General features: G+C 53.1%; 21 protein-coding genes and 2 pseudogenes. 20 read left to right on the top strand and 3 right to left on the bottom strand.

What is annotated here, in order from left to right; translation table 11 throughout:
- The first annotated feature begins 82 nt into the window (after window positions 1–82).
- The 7 genes and pseudogenes from JMJ04_RS29555 to JMJ04_RS29530 all read left to right on the top strand — a co-directional run bounded on the left by JMJ04_RS29555 (window position 83) and on the right by JMJ04_RS29530 (window position 5966).
- Window positions 83–691, top strand: coding sequence for an IS607 family transposase (locus JMJ04_RS29555; protein ID WP_201373339.1), 609 nt, complete (start codon window positions 83–85; stop codon window positions 689–691).
- Complete coding sequence (locus tag JMJ04_RS29550; protein ID WP_236038489.1) at window positions 660–2117, top strand: RNA-guided endonuclease InsQ/TnpB family protein; 1458 nt, start codon at window positions 660–662, stop codon at window positions 2115–2117. The genes JMJ04_RS29555 and JMJ04_RS29550 overlap by 32 nt, the downstream gene beginning before the upstream one ends.
- 481 nt (window positions 2118–2598) lie before the next feature.
- A pseudogene (locus JMJ04_RS48980) lies at window positions 2599–3414 on the top strand (reverse transcriptase N-terminal domain-containing protein); the annotation flags it as partial.
- Window positions 3415–3492: 78 nt separating this feature from the next.
- Window positions 3493–3849 (top strand): HNH endonuclease, encoded by a 357-nt coding sequence (locus JMJ04_RS48975; RefSeq protein WP_420799530.1) that lies wholly within the window; start codon window positions 3493–3495, stop codon window positions 3847–3849.
- 970 nt (window positions 3850–4819) lie between these two features.
- The gene (locus JMJ04_RS29540; RefSeq protein WP_201373977.1) at window positions 4820–4963 is read left to right on the top strand and encodes a hypothetical protein; all 144 of its coding nucleotides are present in this window, start codon (window positions 4820–4822) and stop codon (window positions 4961–4963) included.
- Between the two features lie 42 nt (window positions 4964–5005).
- The gene (locus JMJ04_RS29535; protein ID WP_201373976.1) at window positions 5006–5539 is read left to right on the top strand and encodes a beta-propeller fold lactonase family protein; all 534 of its coding nucleotides are present in this window, start codon (window positions 5006–5008) and stop codon (window positions 5537–5539) included.
- Window positions 5540–5618: 79 nt separating this feature from the next.
- Window positions 5619–5966, top strand: coding sequence for a zinc ribbon domain-containing protein (locus tag JMJ04_RS29530; protein WP_268887384.1), 348 nt, complete (start codon window positions 5619–5621; stop codon window positions 5964–5966).
- A gap of 154 nt (window positions 5967–6120) precedes the next feature.
- Here the strand turns inward: JMJ04_RS29530 and JMJ04_RS29525 are convergent, their stop codons facing one another.
- Both JMJ04_RS29525 and JMJ04_RS29520 read right to left on the bottom strand, forming a co-directional pair.
- Window positions 6121–6660 carry an NUDIX domain-containing protein gene (locus JMJ04_RS29525; protein WP_201373974.1) on the bottom strand — a complete coding sequence of 180 codons (540 nt, stop codon included), beginning with the start codon at window positions 6658–6660 and terminating at the stop codon, window positions 6121–6123.
- Window positions 6661–6670: 10 nt separating this feature from the next.
- On the bottom strand, window positions 6671–6970 hold the full coding sequence (locus JMJ04_RS29520; protein ID WP_201373973.1) for a hypothetical protein: 300 nt from the start codon (window positions 6968–6970) through the stop codon (window positions 6671–6673).
- 61 nt (window positions 6971–7031) lie between these two features.
- Between JMJ04_RS29520 and JMJ04_RS29515 the strand changes: the two genes are divergently transcribed.
- The 11 genes and pseudogenes from JMJ04_RS29515 (at window position 7032) to JMJ04_RS29475 (ending at window position 13552) form a co-directional block, all read left to right on the top strand.
- Window positions 7032–7421 carry a phospholipase D-like domain-containing protein gene (locus JMJ04_RS29515; protein WP_236038487.1) on the top strand — a complete coding sequence of 130 codons (390 nt, stop codon included), beginning with the start codon at window positions 7032–7034 and terminating at the stop codon, window positions 7419–7421.
- A gap of 108 nt (window positions 7422–7529) precedes the next feature.
- Window positions 7530–8054: a hypothetical protein gene (locus JMJ04_RS47010; RefSeq protein ID WP_236038484.1), complete on the top strand. Its 525-nt coding sequence runs from the start codon at window positions 7530–7532 to the stop codon at window positions 8052–8054.
- Window positions 8055–8100: 46 nt separating this feature from the next.
- Window positions 8101–8463 (top strand): hypothetical protein, encoded by a 363-nt coding sequence (locus JMJ04_RS47005; protein WP_236038483.1) that lies wholly within the window; start codon window positions 8101–8103, stop codon window positions 8461–8463.
- 245 nt (window positions 8464–8708) lie between these two features.
- Window positions 8709–10025, top strand: a complete 1317-nt coding sequence (locus JMJ04_RS29505) for an MFS transporter (protein ID WP_201373972.1) — start codon at window positions 8709–8711, stop codon at window positions 10023–10025.
- Window positions 10026–10091: 66 nt separating this feature from the next.
- Window positions 10092–10985 carry a WYL domain-containing protein gene (locus JMJ04_RS29500; RefSeq protein ID WP_201373971.1) on the top strand — a complete coding sequence of 298 codons (894 nt, stop codon included), beginning with the start codon at window positions 10092–10094 and terminating at the stop codon, window positions 10983–10985.
- 103 nt (window positions 10986–11088) lie between these two features.
- A complete protein-coding gene (locus JMJ04_RS29495) occupies window positions 11089–11325 on the top strand; it encodes a hypothetical protein (protein WP_201373970.1) in 237 nt (78 codons plus the stop codon).
- A gap of 39 nt (window positions 11326–11364) precedes the next feature.
- Window positions 11365–11832: a response regulator transcription factor gene (locus JMJ04_RS29490; protein ID WP_236038482.1), complete on the top strand. Its 468-nt coding sequence runs from the start codon at window positions 11365–11367 to the stop codon at window positions 11830–11832.
- 38 nt (window positions 11833–11870) lie between these two features.
- A complete protein-coding gene (locus JMJ04_RS48970; protein WP_307811756.1) occupies window positions 11871–11960 on the top strand; it encodes a hypothetical protein in 90 nt (29 codons plus the stop codon).
- 11 nt (window positions 11961–11971) lie between these two features.
- The gene (locus tag JMJ04_RS29485; protein WP_201373969.1) at window positions 11972–12595 is read left to right on the top strand and encodes a phosphotransferase-like protein; all 624 of its coding nucleotides are present in this window, start codon (window positions 11972–11974) and stop codon (window positions 12593–12595) included.
- Between the two features lie 64 nt (window positions 12596–12659).
- Window positions 12660–12830 (top strand): annotated as a pseudogene (locus tag JMJ04_RS48180) (LysR family transcriptional regulator); the annotation flags it as partial.
- A 50-nt stretch (window positions 12831–12880) separates the two neighbouring features.
- Entirely contained in the window at window positions 12881–13552 is a 672-nt protein-coding gene (locus JMJ04_RS29475; protein ID WP_307811781.1) for a LysR substrate-binding domain-containing protein, read from the top strand.
- Window positions 13553–13724: 172 nt separating this feature from the next.
- On the opposite strand, the gene JMJ04_RS29470 is transcribed toward JMJ04_RS29475, so the two are convergent.
- Entirely contained in the window at window positions 13725–14372 is a 648-nt protein-coding gene (locus JMJ04_RS29470) for a TetR/AcrR family transcriptional regulator (protein ID WP_201373966.1), read from the bottom strand.
- Between the two features lie 142 nt (window positions 14373–14514).
- Here JMJ04_RS29470 and JMJ04_RS29465 point away from each other — a divergent pair, with 142 nt between their 5' ends.
- Window positions 14515–15018: a pyridoxamine 5'-phosphate oxidase family protein gene (locus tag JMJ04_RS29465; RefSeq protein WP_201373965.1), complete on the top strand. Its 504-nt coding sequence runs from the start codon at window positions 14515–14517 to the stop codon at window positions 15016–15018.
- Between the two features lie 300 nt (window positions 15019–15318).
- Window positions 15319–15522 carry a hypothetical protein gene (locus JMJ04_RS29460; RefSeq protein ID WP_236038481.1) on the top strand — a complete coding sequence of 68 codons (204 nt, stop codon included), beginning with the start codon at window positions 15319–15321 and terminating at the stop codon, window positions 15520–15522.
- Window positions 15523–15550 lie beyond the last annotated feature (28 nt).

The following is a 15550-nucleotide window of genomic DNA, read 5'->3' as shown; positions in this document are numbered from 1 at the left end:
AGGTATCCATTTTGTATAAGCAACCATCACAAAGTATCATCATCTCTTGCATATCTCAAGCAGATAGAGTAAACTTGGATGTATGAAGTTATCGAGTTATGCCAAGAAGATTGGGATCAGTTATAACAGCGCCTGGCGTATGTGGAAACGCGGCCAGATTCCCGGCTATCAATTGCCCACCGGCACCGTGATCATTGATCCGCCGGAGCTTCGCTCGGTTCCGGTCCACGCCGTCGCTGTGTATGCTCGTGTTTCAAGCAGCGAAAACAAAGACAACCTGGAAAGGCAAGCCGAGCGGCTGGTGACCTGGTGCAATGCCCAAGGCTGGTCGGTCAGCAAAGTCGTCAAAGAGTGCGGCAGTGGCATCAACGATCAGCGGCCCAAGTTTCTGGCGCTGCTGGCAGATCCCAAAATCGGGCAGATCGTGGTTGAACACAAAGATCGCGCTTCTCGCTTTGGCGTGGCCTATATTCAGACCTTGTTGGCTATGCAAGGACGGAAACTGGTCATCGTCAACACAGCTGATACCGCCGAAGATGATCTCATGGGCGATTTTATCAGCATCATTACCTCGTTTTGCGCTCGTCTTTATGGTCGCAGACGAGCCAAACGCAAGACGGAACAAGTGCTAGCGGCTTTGCAGCAGAATGGACCCGCCCGTGAGCAAGAAGCCCCAAAAAGCCTCGCTTGATGAGAAAAAAAAGCGCAAGCGCAAAAAGAAGACGAAGCAGACCATCACTCGAGCGGTGACCCATATCCCTCTCATTGAGGCCAATCCTGGCAAACTTGAGGCGCTCGATCAGCTTGTGGCGGTTTACTTGCCGCTGTGCCAACAGTACACCACCCTGTTTTGCGAGGCCGAGACAAGCCCGGACAAGTACCAAGAAACCGTCTTCAAAACCGATCTTTCCGACCGCTTGCATCGAGTGGCGATACAGCAAGCCGCAGGCATTGCCAAAAGCTTTCGCACTAATCGAGCGAACGCCTATCAGGCGTACCTGGAAGATGTGGCTGATTACGCTCAGGCCAAGGCCAAAGCTCAGGCGGAAGGCCGGATGCCCGCCTTCAAACGCCGCGAACCGACCTGGACCGAATGGGATCTCCCTGTGCTGCGTGTGCCAGTCATCCAAGCCAATGTCAACGTGGTGGTGGTCGAGAAGTCGGAGGACTCCACGTTCGACTACTGGCTGCGCGTGTCCACCTTAGATTTCGGGAATCCGCTTCGAGTCCCAGTCAAACTCGCCTCCTATCACAAACGAGCACTCGAAGGCCGCACGCTCAATGCATCCACAACACTTCACAAGCGCAATGGAGTCTGGTGGCTGACGCTCTCCTTTGACGAGGACGTTCCTCTTCAAACCAAGCCTGACGCCCCTACAGTAGGCGTCGATGTGGGCATTGCCCATTTCCTCACGACCTCCACCAATAAAGAGTATGGCAGTTTTCATGGCAAGATGGCCCGACAGCACAAGCACGATCGGGAAAAGCGTCGCCGCAAGGCGAAACTGCGAGCCTGTCTGGAAAAGAAAGGCGTCCCAAAGGGCAAGCTTCCTTCGACACGTTCTGAAACGTCGCAACGCTTGAGCCGTCACGTCAAGCAAGAGATCAACCGGGCGGTCAATGAGTTGGTCAAAGATCATCCAGATGCCAGACTCATTTATGAGGACCTCAATGTGGCCTCGATGCGCTTCAAAGCAAGGGTGATGAACAGTTATCTGTATGCTTCTCACCTGGGGCATATCCCAGAGCAGCTGGCCTGGGCCGCCGCCAAACAGGGCATGGCAGCCCACACGGTCCGAGCCGCCTATTCCTCTCAGGAATGCCCCCGCTGCCATTATGTCGATCGCGCTAATCGGCCGAACCAGAAAACCTTCAAGTGCCTGGTCTGTGGTTACGCAGACCAGGCCGACCGCAAAGCCGCACAGACGCTCGCGGGACGCTGGGGGGATCGGAAACTGGCGGCATGTCGCTCGACCTCGGAGGTCAAGGCGCTCCTCATGACGCGGCATGAAGCGTGGAAACAGCAGAATCAGCAGAGGATCCAGGATGCCGGGCCTCCCGTCCAGTTGAGCTTCTGGGATCCCCCAGAGATGTTCCTGGAATCATCTCACGAGTGAACATCTCTCAGTAGAGAGGGGTGCATAGGATGCTCGTAGTGCATCCTCCCGCCTAGTCCGCTGTTTGGTAAACAGGCGTAGGTTAAAGTGAGAAGGATAATCATTGCAATAGATGGTTATCCTTTGATCAACTATGACTGACCCATCGTCAACATGAACAAGCTTAGACGGACTGACAAGCTTGACCAAAATGGTAACTGCGCCTTCTCCATGAACCACATGGAACGTCGTAGGACGATTTCGTCGTTGTCCTACCCCATGACGAACAGCGCACGGTGGACAATACCCACCTGCAACAGCGGACAACAACAGATCGGAACGGAGTAACCCTGTGCAGTACTCTTGACGGTGGTCGATACGTCAAGTAGGTTCCAACCAATGTCACACAGGGAGAGATGGTCTAAGAAGCAAACGCCTCTCTGTAATGGGGAGGATAGGCTGACGTAGACCCTGCTGTATGGAGAATAGAGAGATGAGTAGAATGAGAGAGAGGAAAACGTCATCAACTCGGGAAACTGAGGAGATGAGCGTGGCTTGGAACAAGCTTCCCTGGCGCAAGCTAGAGCAGCATTGCTTCCGCATTCCAAAACGCATCTATCGAGCCAAACAGCGTGGGAAGACACGAAAAGTAGAAAAGCTGCAAAAGCTCTTGATGAAATCGGAAGCCGCACGATTGTTAGCAGTACGGCGGGTCACCCAGGGCAACCAGGGCAAGAAAACCGCAGGAGTCGATGGAGTCAAATCGGTCCCTCCTCAAGAACTCTTTGCTCTGGCCCAATACATTCACCCGAAGAACTGGAAACACAGCAAACGACCATTACCAGTGCGGCGCGTCTGGATACCCAAGCCAGGCAAACCAAACGAGCGGAGACCATTAGGCATTCCTGTCATGATGGAGCGCTCGAAACAAGCACTGGTGAAGCTGGCATTGGAGCCAGCCTGGGAGGCTGTGTTTGAACCGAACAGTTACGGTTTCCGACCAGGGAGATCATGCCATGATGCCATCGGGGCAATCTTCCTGGCGATCAAAAGCAAACCGAAGTTTGTCTTCGATGCCGACATAAAGGGCTGTTTCGACAACATCTCTCACAACGCGTTACTAGAGAAACTCCATGCATTTCCTCACCTGAGCCGTCTGATGATTCGAGACCTCAACCCCATCATCCGAGGATGGTGTCTCTACCATCGTTGGGTGATATGCACGGAGGCATTCAATACCTGCGATCATATCACCTTTCTTCAACTCAAGCGATGGGGAACTACACGACACCCGAAGAAAAGCAAACAATGGGTGAGAGAAAAGTACTTCATCAGAATTGAGGAACGAAACCGCTTTGGAACATACTTCAACGATGAAGAAGGAAACCGCAAACCAATGTATGTCGTGAGTCATGGGGACACACACCATCAAGACTATGCCTTGGTAAAAGGAACTTCAAGCCCATATGACGGTGATCTCCTTTACCGGGTAAAACGGCTCAAACAGCATCCACTCGTGAACAATGAAAAGGCAAAGCTCCTCCAAATGCAGAAGGGACAATGCCCACGGTGTGGACTCTACTTTCGCGATGGTGATCTACTCGAAATCGATCACATTGTCCCAATCGCTCTTGGCGGAAAGGACAATAGGGGCAACAAATGGGTCTATCACCGTCATTGCCACAATGAAAAAACTGCTGAAGATTTGGTGAACATTGTCAAACAGAAAGCGGTTGGTATCCATCACAAGTGACCATACACTGAGGAGCCGGGTGATTGGAAACGATCATGCCCGGTTCTGGATTGGCGGAAGGAGCAATCCTTTCGCCGACCATACTGGTGTCATACAGTCCCCGTACCGTTTTAGCACGCATGGTCATTTTACAAAATTTTTGTATTTTTGGGCATCAACTTCTTTTCCAGTGAGAACTATTCGTATTTTTCACGTCTCCCCCTTAGAAACAATTGCTAGCCAAACGTATGCAAAATACAGAAAAGGAGCCACTCATCAAGACATGGCCCCCTTCCCGTCTCCTGGCAGATACGGTTATGGATGTCTCATTCCAGGCTATACCCGAAATGAGACTTCTTCATCACTTATCCTTCTTCTTTCTCTGCTGCTTTTCCTGCTCTCGCCTCCTTCGCTCCTTCTCGGCAGCCAACTTAGCAGCGGCAGTAGCGGCAGCGATAGCGGCATGAAGAACAGCACTCATCCCTTTCACCTCCCCTCATCTTCCACTTCACTGAGAGAGTTCCGAGAAACTGCGCGTTGCGTTTCTCGAAGATGGTCCATATCCCATTTTTGAGCCATAGAGACAAACTGTCCCTCTATCACTTGGTTCAGCGAGCTTCTTCAAGAAGAAGCGCGATCCAAGTGATAGAGAACCTCCTCTCTTCATCACACAACTGATTCAGTCAGATGCTGAAAAAGGGAGTAAAAAACGATACATTCAATATAACTGATACCATATTGCTTCAGCAAGGGGTAAATAGGGAAAAAACTGTGCCATCCAATTCTCTTCTCTCATCGATCTCGGCACGCGTAGCGAGCGTTCGAGAGAAGGCGTTTGGGCTGCAAACGGCTTGCTCATAACAAGAGGCATCGTCTATGACACCACCAGAGTTGCGGCAAGGGTGCCCTCGGCTTGAGCCGTAGGGAGGAATTGCCGCGAATGCCACATGCAAGAATTGACTATACTACGGTTTAGTGGTAAAATAAGCGCATGCAGATACAACGAACCATTCCCATTGTGATCGAGCCTGACAGCGACCTTGAGCACACTATTGATGTGTTTCGGGAGGTGCAACATGCCCTCTCTGAACCGTGTTTCAATGGTGGCAAACCTCTTGGTGCTCTCGCATTGTAACGGGCGTGTTACCATCAGGTGAAAGGTTCGCTCTCAGCACAAATGACGATCTCCGCTATTCGTCTTGTCTCCGCTGCCTATGCCAGCGCCAAAGCCAACGAGAAACCTGTACAACACCATTTTCTCTTCAAGAAGGCTCGTGCTTTGTTCCTGGTTGGAAAGCGTGGGCGTGACGCTGACTTTCGCAAAGATGGCACCCTCTCTCTCTGGACTGTAGCAGGACGGAAACACCTCACGTATACTCTCCCTCAAGACTTTGAGGCAACCTTTATGAAAGCCCGTGAGATTGATAGCCTCACCGTTATTAAGCGCCATGGCAAGCTCATCGGGCGTGTGACGCTTACCCTTGACGCCCTAGAGCCTCAAGGTATTCTCCCAGTAGGCATTGACCTCAATGAGACCAATGCCCTTGTCGCCGTTGACCCTGATGGGCATACCTTCTTTGTGAGTGGAAAGACGTCAAAGTCAAAAACCGATGCACCGCCAAGATGCGCGCTCGTCTCCAGCGCAAACATGCGGCCCGTAAGGCAGAGAAGAAGGATACACGCAGTATTCGGCGCCTTCTCAAACGGTTAGGTCGCACACAACGCAATCGTACCCGCACCTTTGCCCAACAAACAGCAAAGCAACTGATCACCGTTGCCCCCAGAATGCCGTGCTCGTCTTTGAGGATTTGCAGATGCCCAAACCAGAGAAGGGCAAGCTCAAAGGCAAGGCCCTTCGACGTCGAATGAGCCTCTGGCAACGACGCCTTATTCGTACCTGTGTCGAGAATAAAGCCCAGGAATGTGGGCTGAGTATCACACAAGTCAACCCCGCCTACACGAGTAAGAATTGTTCTCGTTGTGGCTTGCGTGGGGGGCGCAAACGTCATGCCTTCTCCTGCCCTCACTGTGATCACACGGACCATGCTGATGTGAATGCGGCGGTAAACATTCGCAACCGCTATACTGCCTTTCGGGGTAGTAGGCTGCTGTCAATCAGCCCTGAAGCCCAGTCCTAGAATGTGGGCAAGCCTCTGCATTTATGCATGGGGTTATTGACAAATATATGCCCCTTTACAGTTCCTCGGCACCCACTTGGTGGAACTCCCCATGAGAGGTGCTAGAGTCCTACACAGGCGTCTCGTGGGAAGATCCAATTATTTTGAGATAAATCTATCTAATAATATCTCGTGCTATTTGAACAAGGCACGGATGAAAGTGATCAGCATTCTCTATCACATGCAAAGGATAGACCCATTGAGAATCTGCGTACTCTTCATTAAGCTGAACACTCGTTTTTTCTTCATCAGTGAGATTGACGGCTGTTGTGATTGAGAACATATGGCATCCGTTCGTTGTTGGCTCCCATGCTCTTGTATCCCAGATCTGACTATAGTAGCCGATGATGTTTCGGAGGCGGTCTTCGGGAATATCAAGGTGCAATTCTCGTCGCAAATTCCGCCGTAATGCCTGCTCAATACGTTCACCTTTGCGCATCCGTCCTCCTATAACCCACCAGTCGGGATGGGGTTCCCATGCCCGCTTGGCAATCAACCACATCCCTTGATGCAAGAGAGCAGCATCAGCACAACAAATTACGAGCGCATCCAATGCTGCTGCATAGGTTGAATCTGGCAGGAACGTTCCTGGTTTTTGTTGTTCTCCCGTCACATATTGACGATTCGGATACTTTCTGACAGGTTGGCGATACATTGTTTCTCCCTTATGAATGAATCATCACACCTAACCGAATGACCTCGATGTTTTTGCTATCGAGCTGGCTCAGTTGTCCTTGTAATCCGGCAATGCGCGTGATGTGGATACGGGACTTTATTTGCTTCATTCTGGCGAACGCATCTTGTGCTGGAGTGGCTGCGGCATCAATCAATCCCAGATTGGCGTAGGCTTGCGCCCAAAGATAATCAGTATAGGCATTTTGCCGTGTCATGTCCCCTTCTTCTGGAAGGTCCATCAGGTCTGTAAGTTCCTGGAGAGCTTCGCGGGGCCAACCTGCTTCCAGCATTGCGGCTACTTTTGTATTACGATAGGTTCGCTCGGTGATTCTAGTGGAGGTCCGCCTTACCGTGCACACCCACCTTCATGCTCGCTGCTTTCTCTTCTACGCCGACCAGGATAGCGCGCCCATCGCACCACAGACTGCCATCGTCGGCTCATCCGATCTGACCCGAGCAGGGCTCCTCACCAACGCCGAACTCAACGTTGTGCATCGCGCCCGCCTCGCTCACGAGGACATCGCACTCAAGCGTCTCCGAGGCCTCTTAGAACGAGAGGAACGCACCCTCCTACTGCAATGTTCCCAGGAGCAACGTCTGCTCGCTTCCCGACTCCCTACCCTCTTGCTTCCTGACTATGGCGCGCCCATCAAGCAACACGGCCAAGCCGGTGAAGCGCGAGAGGAAACACAACCACCACACAAGAAGCATAGCGCTGCCCCCCTCTCAGGCCCCTCGTGAGGAAACATGGGCAGAGCATGACTATATGCAGCCCCAACGAGATTGATGCAAAGAGAGATACGCTTGTTGTTTTGTCAGGTTGAGAGAAGTGAAGAAGAGGAAGGGAAGATGTTTCACGCCTCCCATCGTATTTATGCAGGAGCCAGCACACATGGTCTCCTGCTGCTTGATCCACTGGCCTCCGCTGAGCAAGCGCGTGTGATCACGCAATATCACATGCTCGCCTCAGCTCTCAAGGAACCCTTACCGGAGCTGGAAGAGCTGGCCTTCACCACGTCCACCTCGCCTCACCTCATCCTGGATCTTGGGTGTGGGCCAGGAGGGACATGGGCCTGTGATGTGGCCTTTGACGATCATTTCTGCCTGGTCTTTGGCGTTTCGGCCCTTGCCCCTCCATCCGGCAGGCTAATACCATTCGCCAGATGCAGGCTCAGGCACGCATCCAATTTCTCCAGATGGACTTTGCCAGGGAGTTGTGCTGCCCTGCCAACTTCTTCACGCTCATCAACGGTTGCTTCTTACGCACCTTTCTCACACCGGCTGGCTGGCCCGGCTGCTCCGAGAGTGTTGGCGTGTCCTGCGCCCCGGAGGGCTCCTCCGCCTCACGGAATGCATCGCCGCCTTCTCAAATAGCCCCGCCTGTGAAACGCTGACTCATTACTACGAGCAGGCCCTTGCCGTGCGCACACAGACTCTCCTAGCTCAGCACGAAGAACGCCAGGAGGGCTCAGAGCTTGCCAGTATACCTTTGCAACACACACGCCTCTTCGAACACCTGCACGACATTGGGTACTGTGGCGTTGAAGAACAACGGATGATGCTCGACTTTTCGGCTGGGATCCTCTATCAAGCCAGTATGCGCACCAATGCCGAATCCTTCTTTTACCAGCTTGCCCCAGTGTTCTACCAGACCACCGACCTGACCCCGACGAGTTTTGAAGAGATCTTTGAACAAATGCGAGCAGAGATGAGCGCTCCCACCTTCAAGGGGTTCTGGACCCTCTCTCGTATGCATGCCTATAAACCAGGAGGCGTGCAATGAGCCTGCAACAGAGCATTCACCTTCCATCACCACAAGGCCTGCTCTTCTTTGAAAAGAACGAGCACCCGGCACATGACAAGCCGTCCCACCTCCTCAGCGACTTCAAGAAATGTTCCTCCATTGGAAACTCCTGTCCTTTTGTTCAGCTTCTCTCCTGTCTCATCGGCCAATGAGATCAGCTGTTTTCCATGCTATGCTACATAGCACTACAGTCCCATGGTTCCTATTGGAGGAGAGCACATCGTATGTCACAGGAACACCAGTTCTCGCGTCCTCTCCAGATGGATGATTCTCCTGCACCTATGCAGGTTCCTGGAAAGGCTGGAAGGCCGCCACGCCTCGCACCTCTCTGGTACAATCGCGACTATCTCTTGCTTTGGAGCGGGCAATTGCTTTCCAACATCGGTACCCAGATCTCACAACTGGCTTTTCCGCTGTTGGTCCTGGCTCTTACGTTTTCTCCAATTCAGGCAGGCATCGTGGCTGCACTGCGTAGCCTCCCTTTTGCCGTGCTTTGCCTGCCTGCTGGCGCGCTGATCGATCGCTGGGACCGCCGCAAAGTGATGCTGCTCTGTGATACTGGGCGTGCTCTCGCTCTCTTGAGCATTCCCGTGGCTCTCTGGGTGGGCCGCCTGAGTTTTCTTCAGCTGGGTCTCGTTGCACTGATAGAGGGCACGCTCTTTACTTTTTTCTCGCTCGCCGAGGCTGCTTGTCTCCCCCGTGTGGTCTCGCAAGAATACCTTCCCACGGCCGTTGCCCAGAATGAGGCGATCGGTTCCATTTCCTGGCTGATTGGTCCGCTGCTGGGAGGGCTTCTCTACGGTCTGGGGCGTGCCCTGCCTTTCTTCCTGGATGCCCTCTCTTATGTCTGCTCGGTCCTGGGCCTCTTGTTCATGCAGACGAAGTTTCAAGAGGAGCGTGTCCAGACACCGAGCCGGATGTGGAAGGAAATCGGGGAAGGGCTAATCTGGCTCTGGAACACCCCAGTGTTGCGTTTCCTGGCTCTTCTCTCTTTTTGTCTCGTCACCCCTGTGTATGGGTATGCCCTGATCCTGATCGTCTTGGCCCAGGGGTTGCACGCCACCTCACTTGTGATTGGGGCCATTTTTGCCAGCATTGGTCTGGGCAGTCTGGCAGGTTCTTTCCTGGCAACCCCATTGCAGAAGCGTTTCTCTTTCGGCTCCTTGATGATCTGTTCATCCTGGATTTGGGCTGTCTCCTGGCTTGCATTTGCTCTTGCCCCAAATCCGCTGATCCTGGGTGGTGCAGTGGCAGTCAGTTTTATTATCGCGCCTATTTTTGAGACCACCCAACTTAACTATCGTCTGGTCGTCACGCCCGATCAAATGCTCGGACGAGTCAGCAGCATCTTTCGCCTGGTCACCTTTGGCAGTCAGCCGCTCGGCGTGCTCATCACTGGGGTCCTGATCCAGTGGATTGGCCCGGTCTGGACAGTGATAGTACTGTTTTTCCCCCAGGGCATTGCCGCTCTGGCTGCGACACTCTACCGGCCATTGAGAGAAGCGCCGTTGTTGAACAATATAGCGCAGGAGAAGGAATAAGATACTTTATATAAAAAATGGACCCAATTCACACTATCATGTATTTTCCTCTTTGAAGCATATTGCATGGTATTTTTGCCACAATATGCGTTCATTTTCAGGAGAGCTGGTCAAATCGCAAGCGATCTATTTACAACATTGCGTGCCGAGACGTTTTCCGCTCGTTTGGATGTCACGGAGCGGACATTTGATCCCTACGGCGTCGTGTATCACGAGGGGCTCTGGTACACCATCGGCTACTGCCACTTACGACAAGAGCAGCGCCTCTTTCGCCTGGACCGCATTGCGCTTGTCGAGCCTCTCGATGAAACGTTTCCCTTTCCAGAAGACTTTTCTGCCCTCTCTGTGGTGCAGCATGCGCTGGCTTCCGTTCCGAGCATATGGCAGGTCGAAGTCTGCCTTCAGACCACGGTAGAGGAGGCGCAGCGCCAATTGAGCCTGTCATCCGCCTATTTTGAAAAAACGCAAGAGGGGGTACTGGTACGTGGTGAGGTGGAGGATCTCCGATGGGCGGCTCGTCGGCTTGCTGGTCTGGAGATCCCTTTCCTGATTCATCGCCCCCTTGAATTACGAACCGTTGTACGCCAGCATGCTCTCACCATAGCCAGCTACGCCGAGCAGACCAGGGAGAAAGATGTTCCCAAAGAGGCCGACCATGCCCAGAAAACGGGGAGATCGGAGCAGATCAACAGTCAAAAGGCCAACAAGAGAGGGCGTACACCCAGGGGACGGAAAAGTGCTGCTGGGCGCAAAACACACGCAAAAAGCGGAGTCGTTCGCCAACCCCGTCAACTCTCTCTCGACGTGAGAACGATTGCCTGCCTGGACAGGATGCAGGTCAACAATAGTGAGTTGTTCGAGCGCCTTTTACAGCTCTACCCGCCTTTTGTTGAAGCTTGGACGAAAGCTGGGTACACGCTTTCGGAACTGAGTGAGGTCGGAACCAAAATTTCATCATGATGAAATGGAGTGCAGAAAGGAGAGAGCGAAGAAGCATGGGATTCCTGTCTCTTCGCTCTCTCCTTTCTGCCATCTCGTTGCGCATCCCGTGGGATGCTACCCTATGCCTGCCACAAAGTTCAAACTCACACTCGAAATCGACGACCTCTATGGTGGATTAGCCACGCTCTCAGATGGGACTCAGGAAGCAACCATCATCGCTTCTTTCCCAGACGAACTCGGGACGTTAGTCGGTCCTATGCATTTATTATTGTGGGGAGCCAGTGATTCCAGGTGCTCCTGGATGTACGACCTGGAGAATACCGCTGGCTCTTTTCACGCCAGGATGAAACGCTCTTGATTCACGTTCTTTGGTTTAAAGAGTATCTGAGTCGGTAGGATGAGCAAGGGGAGGCGATTCTGCGGATGGGGTGTAACTTGCTCACGTGAGATCCAACAGATTCGTCAGATCACGCCTCGCACACCGCTGGTGATCTGTTCTGAAGCTGAGGAGGAAGCGCACATTGTCAGCATGCTCGATGCCGGTGCCAACGATTATGTCTTCTTTTCCTGCAGCAAACAGGAACTGCGTGCCCGCTTGCACGGGCATACCAGGCGCTATCGTGCGTCTCTGGCGTCCTCATGTAATGCTTCAAGACAAGTTGGCCCTTGCTCTGTGCTGGAAAGCGAGGATCAGCAGATTCGCTTACAGTGCGCAGAGCGATGTATAGTCGTTCATGGGCAGATGCTGCGTCTGACGCCTATCGAATGCACCTTGCTGTTCACCCTCATGCGCGAGGGGGACAAAGTGCTCTCCCATCACTCGTTATTACATGCCGTCTGGGGTAGAGGGTATACGAGGATGTAGATTACATTCGTGTCTATCTGCATACCCTGCGCCTCAAGTTGGAGGATGATCCCAGGCAACCTAACTATCTCGAAACCATCACTGGCGTGGGATATCGATTCCGTCAGCCATGTATTCCTATTGATTGAAAGAGAGAAACATGGAACCAACAAACCAGCACCACCATCAACCAGAGCGCGCCCAGAGAGATGTCGTCAGCGGGACGACTCGCTCTCTGATCCCCACACAGAAGAGGATCATCGTCGTGACTGGCATCCAGGCTGCCGGAAAATCGACTGTCTCAAACTTACTTGCCCAGCGCTTTGTACGAGGCGTGCATGTCGAAGCCGATATTTTGCAGCACATGATTGTCTCAGGAAGCCAGGGAGCACAAGAACCAGGCCCGCTCACGGGAGAAGAAGCTCGACAGTATCGGCTGCGCCTCAAACACATGTGTCTCATTGGAAAATCGTTCTTGGAGGCAGGCTTCACCGTGGTGCTCGACGATATTATCACCGGTGAAGATTGGCCTGAGGTGCAGACGCATTTACAAGGAACCACTTACTCCTTGATTGTCCTGGCTCCGCGCGTCGAGGTGGTTGCGCAGATTCGCGACAAGAGCCGTGCCAAGCGTCCCCTTGGCAAAGCGTGGGCTCTCTATCTCGATCAGGTTCTCAGGACGACGATGGAGGGCGGCGGTCACTGGATTGATACATCCGAGCAAACACCTGATGAAACAGTTGATCAGATTCTCCGTCAAATCTGGCCTGAACAGGAAATCTAACCAAGCCTCCTAATTATGCATGAATCCATAGACCCGGAGCTATCGTTGTGAAAGGAAAGAGCCGATGGACCTGCTTCAATTACGCTATTTTCGCGTGGTGGCACGCAGAGAGCATATGACGAAAGCGGCTGAGGAACTCTGCATTGCTCAGCCTTCGCTCAGTAAAACGATTCGGCGTCTGGAGAAAGAGATCGGTGTTCCCCTTTTTGATCGGCAAGAAAGATCTCTTCAGCTCAATCAGTTCGGCAAAGCGTTCCTTGAGCACATTGAGGCCATGTTCTCTGAATTGGAAGAGGGGCAGCGCAAAGTTCAAGATATGGCCGGGCTCGAACAGGGAGTGGTTTCGTTGATTGCGGCTTCACTCCCCTGGATTCCCGACCTGTTATACTGCTTCCAGATCTTACACCTTCCATTTACTTTCGCTTATCCCAATGTCCATTTGCTGAAATACCCCAGCGGCTCGAAACGGGTGCCTATGATTTCGGCTTCTTATCCACTCCGCTCGTCAAACCTTGCATCCAATGGAGATCCTTGCTCAGCGAAGAAATTCTCCTGGTCGTTCCCAGCACACATCGACTTGCCGGGCAGAAGCACATCCCTTTGCGCGAAATAGCCCACGAAGCCGTGGTGATTGAGAAGGTTGGCAGTGGTCTGCGCGACCTGATCGATACATTTTGCCAACAAGCAGGCATTACTCTTTCCATCCCTTACGAAATAGATGAGCCTGCAACCCTCTATGATTTCGTCAAAGCTGGACTTGGTGTGGGGTTCACGCCAGCACTGATGAAGAAACAGGCCAATGAGCAAGTCTTGTCATGTATTCATCTGACGAATCCCACCTGTGAGCGTACTCTTGGCATTGCCTGGCGGGAGAAGCATTATCTCTCTCAGGCAGCCCTGGCCTTCCGCCAGTTTGTCATGGACTACTTTGCCGACCTGGAGCAAGGCATCTCCTAGTGGGTCAGCTAGCAATTAGCTTGGCTATGAGGAGAGGAAAATGAAGCACGAACAGGGAGGCAGGAATGATGACAAAGGACCCTTGCGACGCGCCCCAGAAGCTGTCTGCACGCCCACGCCCGCGAAAAGAGCCGCCTGAACTCCCTTCCCACAACAAGGAAGATACAAGCTGTTACTCGGTGGACAAAGGTTTGTTCACCCCCGAAAGCATGAGATCTACTATCTGTTCGGGGAAGGTCTCATCAACCGCTTCATTGACCACAAATAAGCGCATATACACAATGCCACTGAGCGTTTCTAAGAGCAACTGGCAATCCACCTGTGGAGATAATTCCCCTCGCGCGATGGCACGGTCAAAGAGGATCTGAAGGTGAGCGCGCCGCTGGCGCCAGTGCTCCTGCCGGAGAGCACAGAGTTCAGGGTGGTGAAGCGTTGCCACGGCCATTTGAAAAATGGCCTGTCCCACGATCGATTGTAGAACGAGCCGGAGAGACTGCACCACCGCGATCAGATCAGAGCGCAGGGCTCCGGTGTCCGGAGCCGGAATCTCCTGGGCAACCCGGCGATCGAGTGCATCCAGGACCAGTTGTTCTTTCGTTTTCCAGCGGCGGTACAGGGAGGTTTCGTGGACCCCGGCGCGCTCGGCAATGGTCGCCATGCTGAGCAGCTCGTATCCTCCTTCCTCTAATAAAAGCTGGAAGGTCGCTTCAAAGACTGCGGCTTGCACGCGGGCACTGCGACCACCTGGTCGGCGGCGCACCGCATCTCTGTTGTTGACTGCCGACATGGCGAGCGTCTCGATAGGGCGAGGTGTCTTCATACAATGAAGTATATCTTATCCGAGATGATAACGCAAGAACGCTTGCATTAACAGCACTTTTCGGCTATGCTTAATGCAGTCCTTCCTGCGTTTGAGAAAGCACATCGATTGATTGATTAGAACAAAGCGAAAGGAATAGCCCATGTCCTCTCAACACCGCGATCTCTCCACTCCAGATCGCGGACGCCTGCCGCATCATCGCGAGATGCCTTTTCAGCCTCCCAATCCCTCCACCCCCACCGGCGAGAAGATCGTTCGTCGTCTCCGCGAGGAACTGTTCATCTGGCTCATCACCGTTGATGCAACCGGGACGCCGCACACGTCGCCGCTCGGGTTTCTGTGGGATGAGGTGCAATCCACCTTTCTTCTCTACGCCCCGCAGGAGGATCGTGATCGGCTGGAGCAGATCCAGCAGAACCCAAAGGTGGGCTTGCATTTCAATCTGGATATGCGTGGTGCCGACTCCTTTATCCTGACGGGCGAGGCGAAGGTGAGCATGGATGACCCCTCCTCCGATCAGGTTCCCGCCTGGGTGGAGAAATACCAGGCATTTTTCTCACAGATGGGATTAACCATCCAACAAGCGGCAGTAGTTGTCCCGGTTGCCTTGCGCGTTCATCCTCTGACCATGATGGCCTCCTTTTAGGCTACACAGGAGGAATGATTCTTGCCTTCCCTGCCTCGTGCCCGGCAGAGAAGGAGGATCACCGAGCCAGAGCATAAGGACTGGAGGTTGAGCAAGACAAATGAATTGACCATTTCGTCTTCCTCGATCTCCACTGCCTGGAGAAAGGAGACAAGCATGGGGACGCACAAAAACATCCGCGGCGAGCCTTCACGCCGCCTGAGGAGCAGGAATTGCACCGAATAGTAAAAGCAACGAGTGAGCGAATGGATGTCGTGAAACGAGCACGAGCGCTCCTGTGCGTCCAAGCAGGACGGCCTTGTGCGCCGCGCCCTCTCTGGTCAGCATTTCCAGACTGCCCAACAGGTGATTGACTCCTTAGAGCAGATAGTGGACGGATGGAATCAGAATCCAACGCCTTTTGTCTGGAACGGCAAGCGGCGAAGACGGCGCGAACGGGCTCGTCTTCGCCGACTCGGCGGTTCGGGCGCCGCTTTTTTGCATGGCTACTCAATTGCTAGCTGACCCACTAGTACAGGAAGACAGAAATCCC

The sequence above is a fragment of the Ktedonobacter robiniae genome, assembly GCF_016587375.1.
Lineage (GTDB): Bacteria > Chloroflexota > Ktedonobacteria > Ktedonobacterales > Ktedonobacteraceae > Ktedonobacter > Ktedonobacter robiniae.
This window is presented reverse-complemented; position numbering and strand designations above follow the sequence as displayed.

What these genes read in the sequence shown, in the direction of transcription:
- JMJ04_RS29525 (WP_201373974.1), bottom strand. Translation starts at nt 6,660, where the DNA reads ATGTATCGCCAACCTGTCAGAAAGTATCCGAATCGTCAATATGTGACG.
- JMJ04_RS29520 (WP_201373973.1), bottom strand. Translation starts at nt 6,970, where the DNA reads ATGCTGGAAGCAGGTTGGCCCCGCGAAGCTCTCCAGGAACTTACAGAC.
- JMJ04_RS29470 (WP_201373966.1), bottom strand. Translation starts at nt 14,372, where the DNA reads ATGAAGACACCTCGCCCTATCGAGACGCTCGCCATGTCGGCAGTCAAC.
- JMJ04_RS29495 (WP_201373970.1), top strand. Translation starts at nt 11,089, where the DNA reads ATGCCTGCCACAAAGTTCAAACTCACACTCGAAATCGACGACCTCTAT.
- JMJ04_RS29490 (WP_236038482.1), top strand. Translation starts at nt 11,365, where the DNA reads ATGAGCAAGGGGAGGCGATTCTGCGGATGGGGTGTAACTTGCTCACGT.
- JMJ04_RS29485 (WP_201373969.1), top strand. Translation starts at nt 11,972, where the DNA reads ATGGAACCAACAAACCAGCACCACCATCAACCAGAGCGCGCCCAGAGA.
- JMJ04_RS48975 (WP_420799530.1), top strand. Translation starts at nt 3,493, where the DNA reads ATGTATGTCGTGAGTCATGGGGACACACACCATCAAGACTATGCCTTG.
- JMJ04_RS29465 (WP_201373965.1), top strand. Translation starts at nt 14,515, where the DNA reads ATGTCCTCTCAACACCGCGATCTCTCCACTCCAGATCGCGGACGCCTG.
- JMJ04_RS29555 (WP_201373339.1), top strand. Translation starts at nt 83, where the DNA reads ATGAAGTTATCGAGTTATGCCAAGAAGATTGGGATCAGTTATAACAGC.
- JMJ04_RS29540 (WP_201373977.1), top strand. Translation starts at nt 4,820, where the DNA reads ATGCAGATACAACGAACCATTCCCATTGTGATCGAGCCTGACAGCGAC.
- JMJ04_RS47010 (WP_236038484.1), top strand. Translation starts at nt 7,530, where the DNA reads ATGTTTCACGCCTCCCATCGTATTTATGCAGGAGCCAGCACACATGGT.
- JMJ04_RS29505 (WP_201373972.1), top strand. Translation starts at nt 8,709, where the DNA reads ATGTCACAGGAACACCAGTTCTCGCGTCCTCTCCAGATGGATGATTCT.
- JMJ04_RS29535 (WP_201373976.1), top strand. Translation starts at nt 5,006, where the DNA reads ATGACGATCTCCGCTATTCGTCTTGTCTCCGCTGCCTATGCCAGCGCC.
- JMJ04_RS29500 (WP_201373971.1), top strand. Translation starts at nt 10,092, where the DNA reads ATGGTATTTTTGCCACAATATGCGTTCATTTTCAGGAGAGCTGGTCAA.